This window comes from Vreelandella subglaciescola (assembly GCF_900142895.1).
Classification (GTDB): domain Bacteria; phylum Pseudomonadota; class Gammaproteobacteria; order Pseudomonadales; family Halomonadaceae; genus Vreelandella; species Vreelandella subglaciescola.
Map to the genome: position 1 here is coordinate 2,914,967 of NZ_LT670847.1, position 21,612 is coordinate 2,936,578.

The following is a 21,612-nucleotide window of genomic DNA, read 5'->3' on the forward strand; positions in this document are numbered from 1 at the left end:
AGCGGGTGATGAGGCGGCGGCGCTAGAAGCGCTCGGTTGAAGCGAGCTCACCGCGCAGCGAGTTGGGCAGCGCAGAAACGATGTCCACGTCGACAAAGTGGCCGATCATCTCGGTGGGGTTTTCCGCACGGAAGTTGACCACGCGGTTGTTCTCGGTGCGCCCCGAAAGCTCGCCGGGATCCTTGGGCGAAAACCCGGTGACCAGAATGCGCTGGTTCGAGCCCACCATGCGCCGGCTGATCTGGCCGGCCTGCTGCAAGACGCGCTGCTGAAGAATGGACAGGCGTTCTTTCTTGAGGCTTTCCGGCGTTTCGTCGTCAAGCGAGGCGGCCGGCGTACCGGGACGGGCGGAGTAGACAAAGCTGAACGAGTGATCAAAGCCGATGCGATGGATCAGGTCCATGGTGTCTTCAAAATCCTGCTCGGTTTCGCCGGGAAAACCGATGATGAAGTCCGAGGAAAAGCTGATGTCCGGCCGGTTGGCGCGGATACGCTCCATCTTGGCAACGTACTCTTCCGCCGTGTGGCCACGTTTCATGGCGGCCAGAATGTTGTCAGACCCCGACTGCACGGGCAGGTGCAGGTGGCTGACAAGCTCCGGGATTTCGGCGTAGGCCTCAATCAGGCTGTCGGTGAACTCGACCGGGTGCGAGGTGGTAAAGCGGATGCGATCAATGCCGTCTATGGTTGCTACGCTTGCGATCAGCTCGGCCAGGTCGATTTCATCGCCCAGATCGTCTTCGCCGCGGAAGGCGTTGACGTTCTGCCCGAGCAGGTTGACCTCGCGCACGCCCTGACCGGCCAGATGAACGACCTCGTCGATGACGTCGTCAAACGGCCGCGAGATTTCTTCGCCGCGGGTGTAGGGCACCACGCAGAAGGTGCAGTATTTCGAGCAGCCTTCCATGATCGAGACGAACGCCGTGGCGCCGTCAGCGTGGGGCTTGGGCAGGTGGTCAAACTTCTCGACTTCGGGAAAGGTCACGTCGACCGCGGCAATCTGGTTGTCGCGGTACTTGTCGAGCATCGACGGCACGCGGTGCAGGGTTTGCGGGCCAAACACCATGTCGACGTAGGGCGCGCGCTTGCGCAGCGCCTCGCCTTCCTGACTGGCCACGCAGCCACCGACGCCAATCACCAGATCGGGGTTGGCATCCTTGAGCTTTTTCCAGCGCCCCAGCTGATGAAACACCTTTTCCTGGGCTTTTTCGCGGATCGAGCAGGTGTTGAGCAGAATAACGTCGGCGTCCTGCTCGCTGTCAGTGAGTTCGAGCTGGTGCGATTCACCGAGCATATCGGCCATGCGCGACGAATCGTACTCGTTCATTTGGCAGCCGTGCGTTTTAATGAAAAGTTTCTTCGCCATCGGTACCTGTGGTCTATGGTTCGTCAAAGACTATATATCGTCATATCGTCAAGGAACGAGGATGAATGGTGGCGCGGCGTGGCCGCGTTTTGCTTGTGCACATTATTATACGGATACAGCACGGACACGGCCAACCCTCGGTTAGCCTGCGGGGCAAAACGATACTTGACCCGCACGGCGTTATCCGTATACTACGCAGCGTGTTTAAGCGGATCCCCGATAGCTCAGTTGGTAGAGCAAATGACTGTTAATCATTGGGTCACAGGTTCGAGTCCTGTTCGGGGAGCCAATTCGCCAACACACATGCTGTTCCTCGATAGCTCAGTTGGTAGAGCAAATGACTGTTAATCATTGGGTCACAGGTTCGAGTCCTGTTCGAGGAGCCAACAGCACAGCATCACGCATTATTCCCCGATAGCTCAGTTGGTAGAGCAAATGACTGTTAATCATTGGGTCACAGGTTCGAGTCCTGTTCGGGGAGCCAGTTATCGCGTGATTCAGTCGACCCCCTCCGGCTGTGAATTATTGTAGATTCTCCTGTTTTTATTTTAACGCTCCCGCTTCTTCGCAAGCGCCTTTTGCATGTCTGTTTTTTGTCACGCCTGTTTTTTCTCACGTCTGTTTTTCTCACGTTCAGCCAGCCCCTTGGCCGAGCGGCGGCGGGGTGCGCTATTCTGGATGCATGCGAACACCCAGCACGCTGAGGAAACTGCCATGCAAGCCAAGACCAATCGCCAGGTACTTCTCGCCAAGCGCCCGCAAGGCACGCCGCAGCCAAGCGACTTCGAGGTGGTGGACGCCGAGATGCCGAGCCCTGATGAGGGCGAGATGCTGATTCAGACGCTCTACCTGTCGGTAGATCCGGGTATGCGTAGCATGATGGAGGAGGGCAAGTCTCACACCGCCGCGTTTGAGCTGGGCAAGCCCTTGACCGGCCGCTCGGTCGGGCGCGTTGTGGCGTCGAAACTGAACGGCTTTGCCGAGGGTGATTACGTTTACGAGCGCCTCGGCTGGCAGCACTACTCGCTATCCGACGGCAGTCAAGCTCAGAAGGTCGACCCCGACGTGGCGCCCTTGTCGACCTATCTGGGTATTGTCGGCGTACCCGGGTTCTGCGGCTATTTCGGCATACTGGATATCGCCAGGCCTCAGGCGGGAGAAACCGTGGTGGTCTCCGGCGCCGCGGGTGCCGTGGGGATGGCCGCCGGGCAAATCGCCAAGCGGCAGGGGTGTCGCGTGGTGGGCACTGCCGGGTCGCCGGAGAAGGTCGATTATTTGCGCGATGAGCTGAGCTTCGATGCGGTCATCAACTACAAGACCGCGCAAAATCTGGCAGCGGCGCTCAGCGACGCCTGTCCGGACGGTATCGACGTTTACTTTGATAACGTCGGCGGTGAGATAACCCAGGCCGCGCTGTCACTGATCAATTATCACGCGCGTATCGTGGTGTGCGGGCAGACCTCGCAGTACAACGCCGCGTCCACCGCAAGCGGCAATATCGCGCCCCAGCTGCTGATAAAGCGCAGCGCCATGATGAAAGGCTTCGTGGTCTACGACTACGCCGACAGAAATGGCGAGGCCATTGAGCATCTGGGCCAATGGATTAAAGACGGGACCTTGCACTACCGGGAAAATATCGTCGACGGGCTGGAGAACGCCCCTCAGGCGTTTATTGATCTGTTTGCGGGTAAAAGCTTTGGCAAGCAGCTGGTCAGGCTTTCCTCTGGCTAGCAGGATTTAAGCGACCACACTGATAATAAAGCACCCCCACACCGTCTCTGCGCGCTGTGGGGTGTTCGTTTTAGCCCTTGACCAGACGCGTCCGCACGTTGAGATCGGCGTAGTCGAGCAGGATTTCCACGGCTTCGATAACCTGCGCGCGCTCGGCGGGCATGTCGTCTTTGCTGTCTGTGTCGTCACTGCCCTCGCTCTTGTCACTATCGCCGTCTTCGCTGCTGGCGATGGCGTCTGCGCGGGCGTCGATCCACTCGTCAAGCTCGTCCATGCCCAGCGCGCGCCGGCGCTGGTTTTCCAGCGAGAGCTGCTCGGCTTCCTGGGCGTCCATTTCCCTTTGCCGCTGTTCGCGGTTGAGGCTGACGCTGGTGTGCTGCTCGCGCAGCTTGCGGGCCAGCGCTGACTGGCGTTCCAGGTAGCGGAAGTTGGGGTTGCTCTGGGCACGCTCGTCGTGGTGCTGCTGCAGCGTGGCCAGATACTGCTCCGGCTCGCCGTAGCGGCGGTATTGCACGTCGCGCACGGTATCCCAGATCAGCGCGTTGTCCAGGCTGCTCTCGCCGATGCGCTCGGGGTCGATCAGGCTGGGGAAGGTGATGTCCGGCTCGACGCCGCGATTTTGCGTGCTCTCGCCGGAAATGCGGTAGAACTTCGCCCGGGTGAGTTTGAGCTCGCCGTGGTTGAGCTGGTCAAGCGTCTGCACCGTGCCCTTGCCGAACGTGCCCGAGCCGATGATCAGGCCGCGGCCGTAGTCCTGAATGGCGCCGGCGAAGATTTCCGACGCCGAGGCCGACAGGCGGTTGACCAGCACGCCCAGCGGGCCGTCGTAGAGGGTGCCGGCTTCGCTGTCGCCGTAGAGCTGAATGCGGCTCTGGGCGTCGCGCACCTGAACCGTGGGGCCACGGTCGATGAACAGGCCGATCAGCGAGTTGGCTTCTTGCAGCGCGCCGCCGCCGTTGTTGCGCAGGTCCAGCACGATGCCTTCAACGTCCTGTTGCTTGAGCTTGTTGATTTCCTTGGCGACATCGCGAGTGGTGCTGCGGTAGTCGTCTTCGCCGGCCTGCCAGGCGTCAAAGTCAACGTAGAAGGTCGGCACCGTGATCACGCCGAGCGAGTGAGCTTCGCCGTCGCGCTCAACCTCGATGACTTCGCTGCTGGCGGCCTGGTCTTCCAGGTCGACCGTGTCGCGGGTGATCTTGACCGTGTGCGAGCGGGTCATGTCCACTGCCTGAGCGGGAATTACGTCAAGGCGTACCACCGAGCCCTTGGGGCCGCGAATCAGGTCCACCACGTTATCCAGCCGCATGCCGATGACGTTGACCATGTCGTCTTCATCTTCCTGACCCACGGCCACGATGCGATCAGCAGGCTTGAGCACGCCGGCGCGCTCGGCAGGACCGCCGGCTACCAGGCTTGCCACTTTGACGTATTCGCCGTCGGCCTGCAGCAGCGCACCGATGCCTTCAAGAGAGAGGCTCATTTGAATGTCGAACGACTCGCCCTGACGCGGAGAAAGGTACGAGGTGTGCGGCTCGATGCTGCCGGTGACGGCGGCCATGAACAGGCCGAAAACGTCTTCGGGTTCGGTTTGCTCAAGGCGTGAAAGCTGGCCTTCGTAACGCTGGCGCAGGTTCTTCTCGACCTGCTCGCGGTCCTGGTCGGTCAGGGCCAGCGTTAGCGCATCGTTTTTCAGCCGCTTTTGCCACAGCGCATCCAGCTGGCGTTCGCGGGTTGCAAACGGCGCATCTTCGCGGTCGATTTCCAGACGCTCGTTGCCGTCAAAGGCGAAATCAAGCCCCTTATCCAGCTGATCCAGCAGCCACGCCAGACGCTCTTCACGCCGTTCGTTGGCGCGTTCGTGCAGCGCGAAGACCTCGTTGAGATCGCCGTTGAGCAGCGTTTGATCAAGCTCGGTGCGCAGCTGGTTGAATGGCTTGATGTCGCGCTGTAGCAGATAGGAGCGCTGACCGTCTAAAATGTCCAGATAGCGATCAAAGGCGTCTCGGGACCAGGTCTCATCGAATTCAACGTCCGCGTAATGGCCGTAACGCAGCGAATCCGCGATTTCCACGGCGGCTTGACGTTGTTCGTCGGTCGGCTCAAGTGCCATGACCGTCGGGCTGGCCATGACCAGCACGGTGGTCATGGCGACCAGGCGCGAAAGGGTAGCAAACCAGCTCATCAATCAAGCTCTCCCGGGGTTAGGTACACTGATGCTCTTGCTCGGCAAGCGGCAAACATGTTGCGTGGGCCGAAAAAACGCATTGTAGCAGGTCGTCTGCGTCGCTGAGACTCAAACATTGACACTTACCAGAGGGAATTTCATGCCCAAGGCTCCTAACGCCGACTGTATCACTCGCCTGCGGCATTTTCTGCGCGCCTCGCCCACGCCGTGGCACGCCACGCACAATATGGCCGAGCGCCTTGAAAAGTCAGGGTTCCAACGGCTGGACGAGACCGATCGTTGGGCCTTGACGCCGGGTGAGCGCTACTACGTGACCCGCAACGATTCGTCGATTATCGCCTTTCAGCTGCCCCAGTCCACATTGGCCTCGCTGCGGATGATCGGCGCGCATACCGACAGCCCCGGGCTGCGCCTGAAGCCCAACGCCACCCAGCATGCGGCCGGTTGGCTGCAGCTGGGCATCGAAGTATACGGCGGCGCACTGCTGGCGCCGTGGTTTGACCGCGACCTGGGGCTTGCCGGGCGGGTTCACGTGCGCCACGGCGACGGCCGGCTGGAAGGCGTGCTGCTGAACGTCGAGCAGCCGATAGCAACGATACCCAACCTCGCCATTCATCTGGACCGCGAGGCCAACAACGGCCGGGCGATCAACCCGCAAACCCAGATGGCGCCGGTGCTGATGCAAAGCGATAGCGCCACGTTGACGCCGCTGCTGAACGCCTGGCTGAGTCAGCAGCACGGGCTGGATAAGGTGGAAGTAGTGGATTTCGAGCTGGCGTTTTATGACGTCCAGCCGCCGGCGCTGGTGGGCGTTGAGCAAGAACTGTTGGCCAGCGCCCGGCTGGATAATCTGCTGTCGTGCTTTATGGGCATTGAGGCATTACTCGAAAGCGACGGCGAGCAGGGCGCGCTGCTGGTGGCCAACGACCACGAAGAAGTGGGCAGCGCCAGCGCCTGTGGTGCTCAGGGGCCGTTTCTGGGCGATGTGCTCAAGCGCCTCAACGCTCAGGTGGGCGGTGGCAGCGAGGAGTCGTTGATTCAGCTGATCCAGTCGTCGTGCATGATCTCGTGCGATAACGCTCACGCGCTGCACCCCAACTTTGGCGACAAGCACGACGAGCGCCACGGCCCGGCGATCAATCAGGGGCCGGTGATCAAGATTAACGCCAACCAGCGCTACGCGACCAACAGCGCCACCGGTGCCTTGTTTCGCGATATCTGCCGGGAAGCCGAGGTGCCGGTGCAGGCGTTTGTGACCCGAGCAGACATGGGCTGTGGCAGCACCATCGGGCCGATTACCGCCACCGAAATTGGCGTGCCGACGCTGGACGTGGGCGTGCCCCAGTGGGCCATGCATTCGATTCGTGAAACCGCGGGCACCCGCGACGTTGGCTACCTGACCAAAGCGCTGACGGCCTTTCTCAACCGGCCTGCGTTGGGCTGAAGAAAAAGTAGGGCTGAAAAAAACACAGCTGAGCAGCGGCCGGGTGAATGTCTGATAAGCGTAACGACAGGCACAAAAAAGCCCGCTGAAAAGCGGGCTTTTTGCTTGAATCGGCTGGGTCTTGAATAGACCTGGTGGCTACGCCCTGATTCGAACAGGGGACCCCATCATTATGAGTGATGTGCTCTAACCAGCTGAGCTACGTAGCCATTCAACGCGGGCGAATACTACCGAGCGCTTAACGTATCGTCAAGCGCTTTCCCTTTTTCGCGCCCGCGATCAGTCGTTAAAACGGCTGTTATACATTGAAACGAAAGTGCACCACGTCGCCGTCCTTGACGATGTAGTCCTTGCCTTCCAGGCGCCATTTGCCGGCATCCTTGGCGCCTTGCTCGCCTTTCAGGCTGACGAAGTCGTCGTAAGCCACGACTTCGGCGCGAATAAAGCCTTTCTGGAAGTCGGTGTGAATCACGCCGGCGGATTCCGGTGCGGTGGCGCCTTCCGGAATCGTCCAGGCGCGCACTTCCTTGACGCCGGCGGTGAAGTAGGTGTGCAGGCCCAGCAGGGAGTAACCGGCGCGAATCACGCGGTCAAGCCCCGGCTCGGCCATGCCCAGCTCGTCGAGGAACATTGCACGCTCTTCGTCGTCGAGCTCGGCAATTTCAGCTTCGATCTGGTTGCACACCGGCACTACGATCGCGCCTTCTTCGGCGGCAATCTCGTTGACCACGTCCAGGTAGGGATTATTGTCAAAGCCGTCTTCGCTGACGTTGGCAATATACATGGTCGGCTTCAGCGTCAGAAAACCGAAGCTTTTGACCTGATTCTGTTCGTCTTCATCAAGGCCGGCGCTGCGCAGCGGCTGGCCTTCGGCAAGGTGCGGTTGAACCTTGTCCAGCACGGCCTTGGTGGCCGCGGCGTCCTTGTCACCACCCTTGACCGAGCGTACCAGCCGTTGAGCGGCTTTTTCCACGGTGTCGAGATCCGCCAGCGCCAGCTCCAGATTGATGATTTCAATATCGGCGCGGGGGTCGACTTCGTTGGCGACGTGAATCACGTTGTCGTCATCAAAGCAGCGCACAACGTGGGCAATGGCCTGGGTTTCGCGGATGTTGGCCAAAAATTTGTTACCCAGCCCTTCGCCCTTGGACGCGCCGGCGACGAGCCCGGCGATATCGACAAACTCCATGGTGGTGGGCAGGACTTTTTCCGGGTTGACGATGGCGGAGAGGGCATCCAGCCGCGGATCGGGCATGGGCACGATGCCGACGTTGGGCTCGATGGTGCAGAACGGAAAGTTTTCGGCGTCGATACCCGATTTGGTCAGCGCGTTGAAGAGCGTGGACTTGCCGACGTTAGGCAGGCCGACGATGCCGCAGTTGAAACCCATAACGTTGATTCCTAGCTGGTGTGAAAAGCGACGCGGGAAAGCGCGTTATTTGAAGCTGTGCAGACGATTCATGGCAGGGGCCCAGTCGCCGGCAAGCGCCAGCGGCAGGGTGGCCTGACATTCGTCAAGGACGTCATCAATGGCGGTTTGCTCGGCTTTGCCCGGCCGGTTGAGCACGTAGTTGACCACCTGATGCGCGTCTCCTGGGTGGCCAATGCCGATCCGCAGGCGATGAAACTGCTTTTGATTGCCAAGGGCGCTGATGGTATCGCGCAGGCCGTTGTGGCCGCCGTGACCGCCACCGGTTTTGTAGCGCGCCTGACCGGCGGGCAGATCAAGTTCGTCGTGGGCAATCAAAAGCTGTTCGGGGGCCAGTTTGAAAAACTGGCAAAGGGCGGCTACTGCACCGCCGCTGCGGTTCATGAAGGTGGTGGGGTTGAGCAGATGCAGCTCGGTATCGCCAACGCGTACTTTGGCGTAGAGGCCGAAAAACTTTTTGTCCGGCCGCAGTTCCGTGTGCGCGCTCCGGGCGACGGCGTCGACTAACCAGGCACCGGCATTGTGCCGCGTGGCGGCATATTGCGCGCCGGGATTGCCAAGGCCGATAAGCGCCAGGACCTGACTCATTTTCTCACCTCCAAAAAAAATCAAGCGCCGAAGCGCTTGATTATAACAGTTTGCGGGCCGTGCCGGGCACGGCCCAGCGCCTGAGCATACTCGGTCAGGAGTTACTCGGCGCTTTCGCCTGTTTCGGCGTCATCTTCGTCAACGTCATTGCCGCGGTCTTTCATTTTGACGATGCTGAGGATCGCAGTGTCGTGGTCCTCACCGTGGGCGAGGTCGACCGAGCGAACGCCTGCCGGCATCTTGATGTCGGACAGGTGCAGCGTAGTACCCACTTCAACCGCAGAAATGTCGGCTTCCAGGTAATCCGGCAGATCTTTCGGCAGGCTGTAAATGGCAACTTCTACGGCCAGCGTATGCAGTTCGCCGTCCTGATCCTTGATGCCGACGCACTGCTCTTCGCCCACGACGTGCAGCGGTACGTTGATGGTGATTTCCTGCTTGGCATCAACGCGCATGAAGTCGGCGTGGATCAGCAGCGGCTTGAACGGGTGACGCTGCAGGTCACGGATAACAACCTGCTCTTCGCTGCCTTCGATGTTGAGGCGCAGGAGCGAGGAGAAGAACGCTTCGTCTTCGATCGCCTTGTAGAACGACGTTTTTTCGACGGAGATGGATTGCGGTGCCTTGTCGCCGCCGTAAATAACGGCAGGAACTTGTTCGTTTGCACGACGCAGGCGGCGGCTCGCACCTTTCCCCAGGTCGGAACGAACGCTGGCGTTAAGGGTAAAATCGGACATGGAATGTGCCTCATTGGTTAAAGTCAGAAAACGCCGCCGCCCGCGACCAGGCGACGACGCTTTCAAAAGCGGCGGATAGGCGTGGTACGCCCTCTGCCGCTGCGGTGTCAGGCAATCAGTGGAACATTGCGCTGACGGATTCTTCATTGCTGACGCGGCGAATGGCCTCGGCGATCAGGCCGGCCACGCTCAGCTGACGGATACGGCCGCTGCGGCGCGCGCTTTCCGACAGCGGAATCGTATCGGCAACCACGACTTCGTCAAGTACGGAGTTGGTGATGTTATCCACGGCCGGGCCGGAGAGGATTGCGTGGGTGGCGTAGGCCACGACGCGTTTGGCGCCGCGTTCCATCAACGCTTCCCCGGCCTTGCACAGCGTGCCGGCGGTATCGATCATGTCGTCGACCACCACGCAGGTACGGCCTTCGATTTCACCGATGATATGCATGACCTGCGCCTGATTGGCCTGAGGACGACGCTTGTCGATGATGGCGAGATCCACGTTGAGCTGCTTGGCAATTGCCCGGGCGCGCACCACGCCGCCCACATCGGGGGAGACCACGATCAGATCGCTGTAGTTCTGGCGCTCGATATCGTCGAGCAGGATCGGCGAGCCGTAAACGTTGTCGACCGGGACATCGAAAAAGCCCTGAATCTGATCGGCGTGCAGGTCCATCGTCATTACGCGGTCAACGCCGGCCTTGACCATCATGTCAGCCACGACCTTGGCGGAAATCGGCACGCGCGAAGAGCGCACGCGGCGATCCTGGCGAGCATAGCCGAAGTAGGGTAGCACCGCGGTAATACGTGCCGCCGAGGCGCGACGTAGCGCGTCAACCATCAGGATCATTTCCATCAGGTTGTCGTTGGTCGGTGCACAGGTGGACTGCAGGATAAAGACATCCTTGCCGCGCACGTTCTCGTTGATTTCGACTGCAATCTCACCGTCGCTAAACTGGCCAACCGTGGCGTTACCCATTCGGCTATCCAGACTTTCGGCAATCTTGTGAGCGAGCTCGGGATTAGCGTTCCCGGCGAAAACCATCAATTTTGACACGCGCAGCCACCTTTGCAGTGTTTGAAATCTTGGGAGTTTTTGCTAAGGAGCTCTTGTTAAAGAACTCTTGCTAAAGAGCCCTTGCTAAAGAGCTCGGCGCCGCTCGTTGCCGAATTGGCTGGGGTAGCAGGATTCGAACCTGCGCATGCCGATACCAAAAACCGGTGCCTTACCACTTGGCGATACCCCAACAGCGATCCAACAGAAGCGGGGGCGTTTTAGCCACCCAGAGCATCATGGAGAGGAGAGACGTTACACCCTTTGGCGACCCACGCAGTGCCATACTGACTTGCGGCCTGGGCTACATGCTTGGCGTCCTTGGCATTATCAAAGGCGGCAAACACGCAGGCACCCGTGCCGGTCAGCCGGCTGGGCGCAAAGCGAGCCAGAAAATCCAGCGCTTGCGCCACCGGCGGATAGTGCGTCTTGACCACGACTTCGCAGTCGTTTTGCCACGTGGACGCTCCCCCCTGCAGTGCGCGCGCCATACTAATCGGCGGCGTATGGCGTGTCAATTGCGGATCGCTGAAGACCGCAGGCGTGGACACGCTGACGCCGGGGTGAATGATCACGAACCACGGCGTATCCAGCGTTACGGCAGTGAGCTTTTCACCGATGCCCTCGGCCCAGGCGCTGTGGCCTTTGACGAACACCGGCACGTCAGCGCCCAGCTCAAGCCCCAGAGCGGCGAGGGCGTCCAGCGACAGGCCGAGTTGCCAAAGCGCGTTAAGCCCCACCAGCACCGTGGCCGCGTTGGAACTGCCGCCGCCCAGCCCGCCGCCCATGGGCAGGCGTTTGTCGATGGCTAGCGTAGCGCCGCAGCGGGGTGCGATGCCGGCGGGCGCCTGACGTTTGAGCAGGCGCGCGGCGCGCAGGGCCAGGTTGTCGTCAGCGGCCACGCCGTCAAGCATGTTCGCCAGCACCAGCTGGCCGTCGTCGCGAGCTGTCAACGTGACGCTATCGCTAAGGTCCAGAAACTGAAACAGCGTTTGCAGCTCATGGTAGCCGTCGGGTCGACGGCCGGTAATGTGCAGCAGGCGATTGAGCTTGGCCGGTGCGGGCAGGCGCAGCGTGGTTGATATGATTGCGTCGTGGCGAGCCTTGTCAGTCATCGGACGGCGTGTCGGCCTCGGCGTCGGGCTCGGTCTGCCAGCGATTGATCACCAGCGTCACGCGCATGTCGCCGTAGGCCAGCGCCAGCTTGCGCGGCAGCCACAGGTCGCCCGCCTCGGACCAGTCGCGATAGTCGATCTCCCAGCCGCTTTGTTCCAGATGGCTGGGAAAGCCGAAGGCGTCGGTTTCCAGCTGGTAGGTGTCGCGCGTGCCGGGCAGGCCGCGAACCCAGTAGGGCAGGTCGCGCACCGGCAGCGCCCAGCCGAGCTGGTCTTCCATCAGCGCTTCGGGGGTTTGGGCCTCGAAGCGGCCGTCGCCGTTGGTCAGCGAAAAACGCCCTTCGCGACCTTCAAGCACCGTGCGTCCGCCGCCAAACGGGCCGCTGATCAGCATGCGGAAATAGTGCGGGTACTGGTTCCAGTCCAGGTTGGCACTGTGGCTTTCTTCAGGCGTGCGCAGCCCGGCCTTGCCGATCAGCGTCCAGCGGTCGAGATCCTCGATGGCCGTTTGCTGGGCTTTCCAGTCGCCGCGTTCGCGGCCGCTGTCGTCAACCGGTGCCTGGCTGGCACAGCCCGCCAGCAGCGCCAGGGCTGCCAGCGTGGGGATGAAAGGTGTCCGCATGAAAAATCTCTGCATGAGTGGTATCCGAAGCAAGGGTGTGTAGAAAGAGCGTTAGTCGCGGCTGATCGGCGAAAGTTCGGGATGGCGCCTGAGAAGGTCGTCAATCGCCGGGTGGCGGTCGGTGTTGTCCAGAACGTCGCTCAGCAGTCGGCGGGCGCGCTTGCGTTGACCCAGCGCGTTCAGTACCTCGGCCAGATGTGCGGTGACTTCCTGGTCCGGCATGCCGTTGTAGGCGCGCTCGAGCGGTTCCTGTGCGTCCTGTGTGCGTCCCAGTCGGAAATACACCCAGCCCAGGCTGTCGAGTACGGCGGGATTATCCGGCGCCAGCGCATGAGCGCGCTCGATCAGCTCGCGAGCGTCTTCAAGGCGGCCGGGTACCTTCTCGTCGGCCAGGGTATAGCCCAGCGCGTTAAGCGCCATGACGTTATCGGGGGCGTGTTTCAGCACCCGCTGAAGGTCCTGCTCCATGCCCGGGATGTTGCCGGCCTGCCAGGCGCGCATGGCGCGCATATAAAGGAGGGTCGTGTCGTCCGGCGTGCGGGCCAGTTCGCGCTGGATCAGGGCGCTGGCGTCAGCGTTTTGCCCGCGCTCGTCAAGCAGCTCTACTTCGAGCATGACGAGTTCATTGAAGTGGTCTTCAAAGCGCATGCGTTCGGCCTGCAAAAACGCGCGGGCGTCGGTGAGGCGTTCCGCATCGATCAGCATGCCGGCTGCCGCCGCGCGGGCGGCGATGAACTCGTCGCCCTCGACCTGACGATAGTATAAAAGGGCGCTATCGACGTCGCCGGTGCCCCGGTCGGCTTCGCCCAGCAGGTAATAGCCCATGGCGGAAACGTTTTCGCGGCTGGCGAGTGGGTGGAGCAGGCGCTTGGCCGCGCCGGGCTGGCCTTCTTCCAGATACAGGCGGGCCAGCGCCAGACGCAGCTCGGGGCCGCCGGTATGGCGTTCAAGCAGCGCGTTGGTTTGTGCTTCGGCGGCAGCGATGTTGTCCAGCCGGATTTCCGCCTGCGTCAGCAGCAGGGCAAAGCGGGCGTCATCGGGGTCGCGCTTGAGCCCTTCGCGGGCGGCCTGGCGGGCATCACGGTAATCGCCGTTTTCCAGCGCCAGGTGTGCTTGGGTGCGCCACAGGGCGGATGAGTCCGGCGTCAGCGTTTGTGCCTTGGCAAGGTGCGCCTGCGCCGCGTCGGTATTGCCCCGGGCTTTTTCCAGCAGCGCGGCGGCAAGGTGCGCATCTCCGCGGTTGGCTGCGGGCATGGCGTTATCCGCGGCCAGCGCGGTTTCCAGCTGCTGGATTAACGCTGCCGGCGCAGCGCCCTCGATAATGGCTTGCTCGGCGAGTGCGGCAAGCCCGGCGTTGTCGCCCTGCGCGGCAATGGTCAGGCGCTGGGCAAGACTTGTCTGCCAGTCGCCCCGTTCCTGAGCGATGGCCGAGAGCAGCCGGCCGGGCGTGGCGTTGGCCGGGTCTAGCACCTGCCAGCGTGCCGCTGCGGTTTGCAACAGCGTGGCAGACTCGCCAAAGCGGGCGGCGAACGTGGCGCGCTCGGCAAGGGCGGGGTCGGGGTAACGCTCGGCGGCGTCAAGATAGCCCTGGCTGGCGTAGCGGTACAGGCCGCGTTGGCCGGCCAGTTCGGCGGCCAGCAGCGTGCTCAGCCCGTCGGCGTCAAGCCCCTGGGTGATGGGCGGAGCGGACTGCAGAATGTCGTCATTCGGCGCGCCAAAGGCATCGGCCGATGGCGGCACGGACTGACAGCCGCTCAAAAATGCCGCAACAGCAATGGCGGGCAGCGTCAGGTACCGTGGCGTACGTGTTAATAACGTAGCGCGTATAAAGGTGGCGCGAAGTGGCATGCGTCTCTCAATCCGTTGGCCGGGTGTTCAGCATAGCGGCTTGCCGGGCTGCGGCAAAGTGGTGTGGGTCAGATGCGGCGCGGCTGTGGTAGAATGACTGATCCAATCGACTTGCTCTGGCAAGCACAAGGCACGTAATAACCGACACACTAGCGAAGACGCATAACGCATGACGCTCCTTGCCCTGGGAATAAATCATCGTACCGCCACGGTCGCCGTGCGCGAGCAGGTAGCCTTTACGCCGGCGCAGCTGTCGCAGGCGCTTGAGGAGTTGCGTGGGCTACCGAAAATTATTGAAGCGGCGGTGCTTTCAACCTGCAACCGTACCGAGCTTTACTGTGTGACTGATGCCGCCGGTGAACAAACCGTGCTTGACTGGCTGGGGCGTTTTCACGGCTTGAGCGTGGAGGATCTGACGCGTTGCGCCTACCACTACCTGGACAACGACGCCGCCCGCCACCTGATGCGCGTGGCAGTGGGCCTGGATTCCATGGTGCTGGGCGAGCCGCAGATCCTCGGGCAGCTGAAAGATGCTTACCAGCAAGCGCGGGAATCGCGCGGGTTGGGGGGCGAGCTTGAGCGCCTGTTTCAGCACACCTTTGCCGTGGCCAAGCAGGTACGCACGCAAACCGGCATCGGCAAAAATCCGGTGTCGGTGGCCTATGCGGCGGTAAGCATGGCCAGCCGCATCTTTGACGACTTCGGCCGCGCCCGCGCGCTGCTGGTGGGCGCTGGCGAAACCATCGAGCTGGTGGCGCGCCACCTGCACGAAGCCGGCGTGCGCCAGCTGACCGTGGCCAACCGCACCCGCGAGCGGGCGGAAAATATTTCGGCCGCCCTCGGCGGCGAGGCCATTACCCTGAGCGAAATCCCCGAGGCGCTGGAAAAAGCCGATATCGTGATTTCGTCCACGGCCTCACCGTTGCCGATTGTGGGCAAGGGCATGATGGAGCGGGCGCTGAAGAACCGCCGCCATCGCCCTGTGTTCATGGTCGATATCGCCGTGCCGCGGGATATCGAGCCCGAAGTCGGCGAGCTGGCCGACGTGTTTCTGTACACCGTGGACGATCTCGAAGTCGTCATTCAGGAAAACCGCCGCCATCGTCAGGTGGCCGCTGATCAGGCCGAGTCGCTGATTGAGCACGGCGTCGGCAGCTGGCTGCACGAACGCCGCATCCGTGGCGGTGGCCAGCTGATTCAGGCCTACCGCCAACACGGCGAGGCGCTGCGCGACTTGTCCCAAGAGCAGGCGCTTGAACGCCTGGCGCGGGGGGGAGATCCGGCGGCGATCATCGAGCGGCTGGCCTACCAGCTGACCAACCGGCTGATGCACCAGCCCACTCAGGCCATTCGCGATGCCGCCTCCCGCGAGGAGTATCGTCTGCTCGACGCGGTGCCGCGTCTGTTGATGCCGCCCAAACCCGCGTTTGAAACCCACGACACGGCGGCGGCGCCCCGCTCAGCGGAAGCGCCTCGCCAGAAGGATGAAAAGCTCGTATGAAAGAGACGCTGCGCCAACGCCTGGATGGCTTTGTAGAACGCTTTGAAGAACTGGCCATGCTGCTCGCCGACCCTGACGTGATCAGCGACCAAAAGCGCTTTCGCGGTTATTCCAAGGAGTACGCTGAGCTTGAAGAGTTGGTGGCGGCCTGGCAGCGTTACCGCGGCATCGAGGGCGACATGCAGGCCGCCGAGGACATGCGCCAGGACAGCGATCCGGAAATGCGCGAGCTGGCCGAAATGGAGCTGGACGACGGCCGCGAACGCCTGACCGTGCTGGAAGACGAGCTCAAGCGCCTGCTGGTGCCCAAGGACCCCGACGACGGCCGCAGCGTTTTTCTGGAAGTGCGCGCCGGTACCGGCGGCGACGAGGCGGCGCTGTTTGCCGGCGACCTGTTCCGCATGTACTCGCGCTATGCCGAGCAGCACGGCTGGCGGGTTGAAGTGGTCAGCGCCAACCACGGCGAAATGGGCGGCTATAAAGAAATCATCTCGCGGGTCAAGGGCAGCGACGTTTACGCCCGGCTCAAGTTTGAATCCGGCGCGCACCGCGTGCAGCGCGTGCCGGCCACCGAGTCGCAGGGGCGCATTCACACCTCGGCGTGTACCGTGGCGGTGATGCCCGAAGTCGAAGACGTCGGCGATGTTGACATCAAGCCCTCCGACCTGCGCGTGGATACCTACCGCTCCAGCGGCGCCGGCGGCCAGCACGTCAACACCACCGACTCGGCAATTCGTCTGACTCACCTGCCGACCGGCGTGGTGGTCGAGTGTCAGGAAGAGCGCAGTCAGCACAAAAACCGCGCCAAGGCGATGTCGTTGCTGGCCTCGCGGATCAAACAGAACGCCGAAAATGAGCAGCGCCAGAGCCAGGCCGACGCGCGCCGTTCGCTGGTGGGTTCGGGCGATCGCAGCGAGCGCATTCGCACCTATAACTTCCCCCAGGGGCGGATTACCGATCACCGCATCAACCTGACGCTGTATAAACTCAGCGAAGTGGTCAGCGGCGAGCAGCTGGACGACGTGATCGACCCGCTGATTCACGAATATCAGGCCGAACAGCTGGCCGCGCTGCAGGGCGGCGCATGACGCTGGATGCGCTGCTTCGCCGCGCGTCCGAGCGGCTGTTGAAGGCCGGTTCGCCCAGCCCCAGGCTGGACGCCGAAGTGCTGTGGATGCACGCAAGCGGCCGCGACCGTACCTGGCTGTATACGTGGGGAGATCGCCGCTGGGGGGGGCGTACCTGGGAAGATCGTGCTGGGGATGAAACGCCCTGCGAACGCTTTCAGCTGGCGCGCTTTGACGCGCTGATCGCCGCGCGGGTTCAGGGCATGCCGGTGGCGTATTTGACCGGCGAGCGCGAGTTCTGGGGGCTGCGCCTCGCCACCTCGCGCGAGACGCTGATCCCGCGGCCGGATACCGAAACGCTGGTGGAAGCCGCGCTTGAACGCGCCGGCGCGCCGGCTGGGCAGCTGTTAGACATGGGCACCGGCACCGGCGCGGTGGCGCTGGCGTTTGCCAGCGAGCGGCCCGGCTGGCGCGTGGACGGGGTCGATGTGCGCCCCGAAGCCGTGGCGCTGGCCCGGCAGAATGCCGCGGCGCTTGAGATACACAATGCCCGTTTTACACAAAGCGATTGGTTTGGCGCGCTTGAAAGTGAGGCGCCGCCGCATTTTGAGCTGATCGTCGCCAATCCGCCCTATATTGCCGAGAGCGACCCGCACCTGGCGCTGGGCGACGTACGCTTTGAGCCGCGCTCGGCGCTGGTAGCCGCTGACGACGGGCGCGCCGACCTGCGCTATTTGATCGATCACGCCGGGCCGTTTCTGGCCGACGACGGCTGGCTGTTGCTGGAACACGGCCACACTCAGGCCGCCGGCGTTCGCGCACTGCTTGACCGCGCCGGCTATACGCAGGTGGCAAGCGTGTGTGATCTGGGCGGCCACGAGCGCGTAAGCCTTGGCCGGTGGCTCGCTGGCTGACCGTTATTTCCCCTATTGTTGACGCTATGGAATCCCGCTATGAAAGCCAAAAACAAGACGCTGGACCGTATCGACCTGAAAATCCTGCGCTGCCTGCAGGAAAATGCCCGTATCTCCTACGTTGATTTAGCCGCAGAAGTGGGGCTGTCGACCACGCCGTGTTTGGAGCGCGTCAAGCGTCTGGAACGCGCCGAAGTGATTCGCGGCTATCAGGCGATTCTTGACCCGCGTGCGCTCAGGGCCGATCTGCTGGTGTTTGTCGAAATCAGTCTGGAAACCCAGACGCCCGCGGTGTTCGACGAGTTTCGCCGCGCGGTTGAAGAGCTGCCGCAGATTCAGGAATGCCACCTGGTCTCCGGCCATTTTGACTACATTCTGAAATGCCGTATTCCCGAAATGTCGGCCTACCGCCAGCTGCTGGGCGACGTGGTGCTAACACTGCCGGGCGTGAAAGAGTCCAAAAGTTACGTGGTGATGGAAGAGGTGAAAGAAAATTTCAGCCTGCATCTTCCCGACATCGACGACCTGGAAGGAAGCTAAGCCATGATGGACGATCAGGCGCTACTGCGCTACAGCCGCCAGATTATGCTGCCCGAGGTGGAAATAGGCGGGCAGGAGCGCCTGCTTGACGCCCACGCGGTGATCATCGGCGCCGGCGGGCTGGGCTCGCCGGCGGCGCTGTATCTCGCTGCAGCGGGGGTGGGGCGCATTACGCTGGTCGACGCCGACGCGGTAGAGCTTTCCAACCTGCAGCGCCAGATTGCCCACGGCCAGGCGGATATCGGCCGCAACAAGGCCGCGTCGGCGCAGGCCAGCCTGAATGCGATTAACCCCGGCTGTGAAGTGAACGCGATCGGCGAGCACCTGCTCGGTGAAGCGCTGGAAAGCCTGGTGGCCACGGCCGACGTGGTGCTCGACTGCACCGACCGCTTCTCCAGCCGCTACGCGATCAACGCCGCCAGCCAGGCCACCGGCGTGCCGCTGGTCTCGGGTGCGGCCATCCGCTTTTCCGGCCAGCTGGCTGTGTTTGACCCCCGCGATCCCGAATGCCCGTGCTACGCCTGCCTGTATCCGCCCGATGACAGCGGCGACGAAGCCATGAGCTGCGCCGAAAACGGCGTAATGGCGCCGCTGGTCGGGCTGATCGGCACCTTTCAGGCGGTAGAGGTGTTCAAGCTGTTAAGCGGCGCAGGCAGCGCCCATCGCGGCCTTGCCACCTTTGAAGCATTAAGCGGCCAGTGGCGGCACTTCAAACTCCCCCGCGATCCCGAATGTCCGGTGTGTTGCAGCCGCTGAGAAATACCTGCGCTCACTCAGGCGGAAGCAAAAAAAAGCCCGCCGGAGAAGGCGGGCAAACACGTCAGTGGCTTAGGACAGGGCCATGACGTCAGGGGAAGCGCCGCTGGCTGTTCGCCGGCGGCGCAGTTCATTCAGTTACGAATAATAAAGTCGAACGCACCCAGTGCGGCGTTGGCGCCTTCGCCCATGGCGATAATGATCTGCTTGAAGGGCACGGTGGTGACGTCGCCGGCGGCGAAAATGCCGGGGCTTGAGGTCATGCCCTTGGCGTCGGTGATGATTTCGCCGTGGGGGCTCAGCTCCAGCGGTGAATCCTTGAGCCACTCGGTGTTGGGCACCAGGCCAATTTGTACAAAGATGCCGTCCAGCGCGACGTGGTGGTTCTCGTCGTTGGTGCGGTCCTTGTAGTTCAGGCCATTGACGCGGCTGCCGTCGCCGGTCACTTCGGTGGTCTGGGCGTTGAGCACGATATCCACGTTGGTCAGGCTCTTGAGCTTGTTCTGCAGCACGGCGTCGGCGCGCATTTCTCCCATGAACTCGAACAGCGTGACGTGGCCGACAATGCCGGCCAGGTCGATGGCCGCTTCAACGCCGGAGTTGCCGCCGCCGATCACCGCCACGTGCTTGCCTTTAAACAGCGGGCCGTCGCAATGCGGGCAGTAGGCTACGCCCTTGTTGCGGTATTCGGCTTCGCCGGGCACATTCATTTCGCGCCAGCGGGCGCCGGTGGCCAGCACCAGCGTTTTGCTTTGCAGCGTCGCGCCGGATTCAAAGGTGACTTCGTGCAGGCCGCCCTCAGCCTCCGCCGGGGTGAGTTTTACCGCGCGCTGCAGGTTCATGACGTCAACGTCGTAGTCCTTGACGTGCTCTTCCAGCGCGGTGACCAGCTTGGGGCCTTCGGTCTTGCTCACCGAAATAAAGTTCTCGATGCCCAGCGTATCGACCACCTGGCCGCCAAAGCGCTCGGACGCAATGCCGGTGCTGATGCCTTTGCGCGCGGCGTAGATGGCGGCCGACGCACCTGCAGGGCCGCCGCCGATCATCAGCGTATCAAAGGCGGCTTTTTCGCTGAGCTTGTGCGCTTCGCGTTCAACGGCGCCGGTATCCACCTTGGCGAGAATCTGCTCAAGGCTCATGCGACCCTGATCGAACGGCTCGCCGTTGAGGTAGACGCTGGGCACCGACATGATCTCGCGCTCGTCGACTTCGGGCTTGAACAGCGCGCCGTCGATGGCCACGTGGCGGATATTCGGGTTGTAAATGGCCAGCAGGTTGAGCGCCTGCACCACGTCGGGGCAGTTCTGGCAGGACAGCGAGAAGTAGGTTTCAAACACCATCTCGCGGTCGAGGGATTTGATCTGCTCGAGCGTCTCGTCGGAGGCCTTGGGTGGGTGACCGCCGACTTGCAACAGCGCCAGCACCAGCGAGGTAAACTCGTGGCCCATGGGAATGCCGGCAAACACGACGCCGGTATCTTCGCCCGGGCGGTTGATGGCAAACGATGGCGTGCGCGGGTCATTGCCGTCGGTGGACAGGGTAATCTTGTCGCTCAAGCCGTTGATTTCTTCCAGCAGCTCGGCCAGTTCGCGAGACTTCGCCCCGTCATCGAGGGACGCTTTTAGCTCAAACGGCTGAGTGACTTTTTCCAGGTAGGCTTTCAACTGGCTTTTTAAATTGGCGTCCAGCATGACGGTAGCTTCCTCGCAGTAACTGACGGTGCTTAATAAAAGGGGTGACACTGATACGGTGCTGTCAGGCAATGCCTGATGATGCGGGCTAGCGTTTGTGCCCGTTTGGCCGACGTGATGGCCGGAGAGGGCATAAACGCTAAGCCGCTGTGGTGTTCGGAGTTGAAGGGGCGGAGCACCCGGGTTTTACCCGGGTGCAGGGGCGCTAGTCGGTTTAGATCTTGCCAACCAGGTCCAGCGACGGAGACAGGGTCTCTTCGCCTTCTTCCCACTTCGCCGGGCAAACCTCGTTGGGGTTGGCGCGAACGTACTGGGCCGCTTTGACCTTGCGCAGCAGCTCATCGGCGTTACGGCCGATGTTGCCGGCGTTGAGTTCGACAATCTGGATCATGCCGTCGGGATCGATCACGAAGGTGCCGCGCTCGGCAATGCCGGCGTCTTCGATGAGCACTTCGAAGTTGCGCGATACGGCATGCGTCGGATCGGCGAGCATCGGGTACTGCAGCTTGCCGATGGTCTCGGAGCTGTCGTGCCATGCCTTGTGAGTGAAGTGGGTGTCGGTTGAAACGCTGTAGATTTCAACGCCCAGCTTCTTGAATTCTTCGTAGTTGTCGGCCAGATCGCCAAGCTCGGTCGGGCAGACAAAGGTGAAGTCAGCCGGATAGAAGAAGAAGATAGACCACTGGCCTTTGAGGTTGTCCTCAGAGACATCGACAAATTCGCCGTTGAAGTAGGCAGTCGCGTTAAACGGTTTGACTTCAGTGTTAATCAAAGACATGCGGTACATCTCCTGTTTGATGATGGTTCGCTCAAGTGCGTGGTAGGTACTCTATCCCCTGGTGGCTCATTAATAAAATGGAGAAAAGTCATCAATAGCGATAGAGAATAGCTATCTTGGGTGTTGCTGTGTGACAGCGGCGCGGTGGCTTGACGGCAGCGCGTTGGCCGCCTGTTTTTGCGTGCCGGTTCAACCGCTTTGATCAACCGGCTTTTCCCTTACGCCACAACCTTGGGGCGAGTCGCG

The 21,612-nt window shown here is 61.8% G+C and carries 18 protein-coding genes and 5 tRNA genes; 10 read left to right on the forward strand and 13 right to left on the reverse strand.

Annotated features, from left to right (window positions below; genetic code table 11):
* Positions 1–22 precede the first annotated feature (22 nt).
* Positions 23–1,366 carry a tRNA (N6-isopentenyl adenosine(37)-C2)-methylthiotransferase MiaB gene (gene miaB / locus B5495_RS13575; protein WP_079554546.1) on the reverse strand — a complete coding sequence of 448 codons (1,344 nt, stop codon included), beginning with the start codon at positions 1,364–1,366 and terminating at the stop codon, positions 23–25.
* 213 nt (positions 1,367–1,579) lie between these two features.
* On the opposite strand from miaB, the gene B5495_RS13580 reads away from it, so the two are divergent.
* The 4 genes from B5495_RS13580 (at position 1,580) to B5495_RS13595 (ending at position 3,097) form a co-directional block, all read left to right on the forward strand.
* Positions 1,580–1,655, forward strand: a tRNA-Asn gene (locus B5495_RS13580).
* Between the two features lie 21 nt (positions 1,656–1,676).
* A tRNA-Asn gene (locus tag B5495_RS13585) sits at positions 1,677–1,752 on the forward strand.
* Between the two features lie 22 nt (positions 1,753–1,774).
* Positions 1,775–1,850 (forward strand) — tRNA-Asn (locus tag B5495_RS13590).
* Between the two features lie 230 nt (positions 1,851–2,080).
* Positions 2,081–3,097 carry an NADP-dependent oxidoreductase gene (locus tag B5495_RS13595; protein ID WP_079554548.1) on the forward strand — a complete coding sequence of 339 codons (1,017 nt, stop codon included), beginning with the start codon at positions 2,081–2,083 and terminating at the stop codon, positions 3,095–3,097.
* Between the two features lie 70 nt (positions 3,098–3,167).
* Here B5495_RS13595 and B5495_RS13600 read toward each other — a convergent pair whose 3' ends face one another.
* Positions 3,168–5,279, reverse strand: coding sequence for a carboxy terminal-processing peptidase (locus tag B5495_RS13600; RefSeq protein ID WP_079554550.1), 2,112 nt, complete (start codon positions 5,277–5,279; stop codon positions 3,168–3,170).
* A gap of 142 nt (positions 5,280–5,421) precedes the next feature.
* On the opposite strand from B5495_RS13600, the gene B5495_RS13605 reads away from it, so the two are divergent.
* Entirely contained in the window at positions 5,422–6,726 is a 1,305-nt protein-coding gene (locus B5495_RS13605; RefSeq protein WP_079554552.1) for a M18 family aminopeptidase, read from the forward strand.
* A 132-nt stretch (positions 6,727–6,858) separates the two neighbouring features.
* Here the strand turns inward: B5495_RS13605 and B5495_RS13610 are convergent.
* The 9 genes from B5495_RS13610 to B5495_RS13650 all read right to left on the reverse strand — a co-directional run bounded on the left by B5495_RS13610 (position 6,859) and on the right by B5495_RS13650 (position 14,119).
* Positions 6,859–6,935, reverse strand: a tRNA-Met gene (locus B5495_RS13610).
* An 89-nt stretch (positions 6,936–7,024) separates the two neighbouring features.
* The gene (gene ychF / locus B5495_RS13615; protein WP_079554554.1) at positions 7,025–8,116 is read right to left on the reverse strand and encodes a redox-regulated ATPase YchF; all 1,092 of its coding nucleotides are present in this window, start codon (positions 8,114–8,116) and stop codon (positions 7,025–7,027) included.
* Positions 8,117–8,161: 45 nt separating this feature from the next.
* A complete protein-coding gene (gene pth / locus B5495_RS13620; protein WP_079554555.1) occupies positions 8,162–8,743 on the reverse strand; it encodes an aminoacyl-tRNA hydrolase in 582 nt (193 codons plus the stop codon).
* A gap of 101 nt (positions 8,744–8,844) precedes the next feature.
* The gene (locus B5495_RS13625; RefSeq protein ID WP_079554557.1) at positions 8,845–9,480 is read right to left on the reverse strand and encodes a 50S ribosomal protein L25/general stress protein Ctc; all 636 of its coding nucleotides are present in this window, start codon (positions 9,478–9,480) and stop codon (positions 8,845–8,847) included.
* Between the two features lie 115 nt (positions 9,481–9,595).
* Positions 9,596–10,537, reverse strand: coding sequence for a ribose-phosphate pyrophosphokinase (locus B5495_RS13630; RefSeq protein WP_172824580.1), 942 nt, complete (start codon positions 10,535–10,537; stop codon positions 9,596–9,598).
* 115 nt (positions 10,538–10,652) lie between these two features.
* Positions 10,653–10,727, reverse strand: a tRNA-Gln gene (locus B5495_RS13635).
* Between the two features lie 28 nt (positions 10,728–10,755).
* A complete protein-coding gene (ispE, locus tag B5495_RS13640; protein ID WP_079554561.1) occupies positions 10,756–11,649 on the reverse strand; it encodes a 4-(cytidine 5'-diphospho)-2-C-methyl-D-erythritol kinase in 894 nt (297 codons plus the stop codon).
* On the reverse strand, positions 11,642–12,271 hold the full coding sequence (gene lolB, locus B5495_RS13645; RefSeq protein WP_079554563.1) for a lipoprotein insertase outer membrane protein LolB: 630 nt from the start codon (positions 12,269–12,271) through the stop codon (positions 11,642–11,644). The genes ispE and lolB overlap by 8 nt, the downstream gene beginning before the upstream one ends.
* A gap of 51 nt (positions 12,272–12,322) precedes the next feature.
* The gene (locus B5495_RS13650) at positions 12,323–14,119 is read right to left on the reverse strand and encodes a tetratricopeptide repeat protein (RefSeq protein WP_079554565.1); all 1,797 of its coding nucleotides are present in this window, start codon (positions 14,117–14,119) and stop codon (positions 12,323–12,325) included.
* A 169-nt stretch (positions 14,120–14,288) separates the two neighbouring features.
* Between B5495_RS13650 and hemA the strand changes: the two genes are divergently transcribed.
* From hemA to B5495_RS13675, 5 genes are read left to right on the forward strand one after another with little or no spacing between them, the layout of a single operon-like run.
* Complete coding sequence (hemA, locus tag B5495_RS13655; protein WP_079554567.1) at positions 14,289–15,620, forward strand: glutamyl-tRNA reductase; 1,332 nt, start codon at positions 14,289–14,291, stop codon at positions 15,618–15,620.
* Positions 15,617–16,708, forward strand: a complete 1,092-nt coding sequence (gene prfA, locus B5495_RS13660; protein WP_079554569.1) for a peptide chain release factor 1 — start codon at positions 15,617–15,619, stop codon at positions 16,706–16,708. Before hemA ends, prfA begins: the two co-directional genes overlap by 4 nt.
* Complete coding sequence (gene prmC / locus B5495_RS13665) at positions 16,705–17,601, forward strand: peptide chain release factor N(5)-glutamine methyltransferase (RefSeq protein ID WP_079554571.1); 897 nt, start codon at positions 16,705–16,707, stop codon at positions 17,599–17,601. The genes prfA and prmC overlap by 4 nt, the downstream gene beginning before the upstream one ends.
* A 39-nt stretch (positions 17,602–17,640) precedes the next feature.
* Positions 17,641–18,141: an Lrp/AsnC ligand binding domain-containing protein gene (locus B5495_RS13670; RefSeq protein ID WP_079554573.1), complete on the forward strand. Its 501-nt coding sequence runs from the start codon at positions 17,641–17,643 to the stop codon at positions 18,139–18,141.
* Between the two features lie 3 nt (positions 18,142–18,144).
* On the forward strand, positions 18,145–18,897 hold the full coding sequence (locus B5495_RS13675; protein ID WP_079554575.1) for a HesA/MoeB/ThiF family protein: 753 nt from the start codon (positions 18,145–18,147) through the stop codon (positions 18,895–18,897).
* Positions 18,898–19,031: 134 nt separating this feature from the next.
* Here the strand turns inward: B5495_RS13675 and ahpF are convergent, their stop codons facing one another.
* Positions 19,032–20,588, reverse strand: a complete 1,557-nt coding sequence (ahpF, locus tag B5495_RS13680; RefSeq protein ID WP_079554577.1) for an alkyl hydroperoxide reductase subunit F — start codon at positions 20,586–20,588, stop codon at positions 19,032–19,034.
* A 214-nt stretch (positions 20,589–20,802) separates the two neighbouring features.
* Entirely contained in the window at positions 20,803–21,366 is a 564-nt protein-coding gene (gene ahpC, locus B5495_RS13685; RefSeq protein ID WP_079554579.1) for an alkyl hydroperoxide reductase subunit C, read from the reverse strand.
* Between the last annotated feature and the right edge of the window lie 246 nt (positions 21,367–21,612).

Excerpts from the sequence above, each read along its gene's own strand:
- miaB (WP_079554546.1), bottom strand. The coding sequence starts at position 1,366 with ATGGCGAAGAAACTTTTCATTAAAACGCACGGCTGCCAAATGAACGAG.
- B5495_RS13675 (WP_079554575.1), top strand. The coding sequence starts at position 18,145 with ATGATGGACGATCAGGCGCTACTGCGCTACAGCCGCCAGATTATGCTG.
- B5495_RS13605 (WP_079554552.1), top strand. The coding sequence starts at position 5,422 with ATGCCCAAGGCTCCTAACGCCGACTGTATCACTCGCCTGCGGCATTTT.
- B5495_RS13625 (WP_079554557.1), bottom strand. The coding sequence starts at position 9,480 with ATGTCCGATTTTACCCTTAACGCCAGCGTTCGTTCCGACCTGGGGAAA.
- prfA (WP_079554569.1), top strand. The coding sequence starts at position 15,617 with ATGAAAGAGACGCTGCGCCAACGCCTGGATGGCTTTGTAGAACGCTTT.
- B5495_RS13670 (WP_079554573.1), top strand. The coding sequence starts at position 17,641 with ATGAAAGCCAAAAACAAGACGCTGGACCGTATCGACCTGAAAATCCTG.
- ahpF (WP_079554577.1), bottom strand. The coding sequence starts at position 20,588 with ATGCTGGACGCCAATTTAAAAAGCCAGTTGAAAGCCTACCTGGAAAAA.
- prmC (WP_079554571.1), top strand. The coding sequence starts at position 16,705 with ATGACGCTGGATGCGCTGCTTCGCCGCGCGTCCGAGCGGCTGTTGAAG.
- B5495_RS13600 (WP_079554550.1), bottom strand. The coding sequence starts at position 5,279 with ATGAGCTGGTTTGCTACCCTTTCGCGCCTGGTCGCCATGACCACCGTG.
- ispE (WP_079554561.1), bottom strand. The coding sequence starts at position 11,649 with ATGACTGACAAGGCTCGCCACGACGCAATCATATCAACCACGCTGCGC.
- pth (WP_079554555.1), bottom strand. The coding sequence starts at position 8,743 with ATGAGTCAGGTCCTGGCGCTTATCGGCCTTGGCAATCCCGGCGCGCAA.
- ychF (WP_079554554.1), bottom strand. The coding sequence starts at position 8,116 with ATGGGTTTCAACTGCGGCATCGTCGGCCTGCCTAACGTCGGCAAGTCC.
- B5495_RS13595 (WP_079554548.1), top strand. The coding sequence starts at position 2,081 with ATGCAAGCCAAGACCAATCGCCAGGTACTTCTCGCCAAGCGCCCGCAA.
- lolB (WP_079554563.1), bottom strand. The coding sequence starts at position 12,271 with ATGCGGACACCTTTCATCCCCACGCTGGCAGCCCTGGCGCTGCTGGCG.
- hemA (WP_079554567.1), top strand. The coding sequence starts at position 14,289 with ATGACGCTCCTTGCCCTGGGAATAAATCATCGTACCGCCACGGTCGCC.
- ahpC (WP_079554579.1), bottom strand. The coding sequence starts at position 21,366 with ATGTCTTTGATTAACACTGAAGTCAAACCGTTTAACGCGACTGCCTAC.
- B5495_RS13650 (WP_079554565.1), bottom strand. The coding sequence starts at position 14,119 with ATGCCACTTCGCGCCACCTTTATACGCGCTACGTTATTAACACGTACG.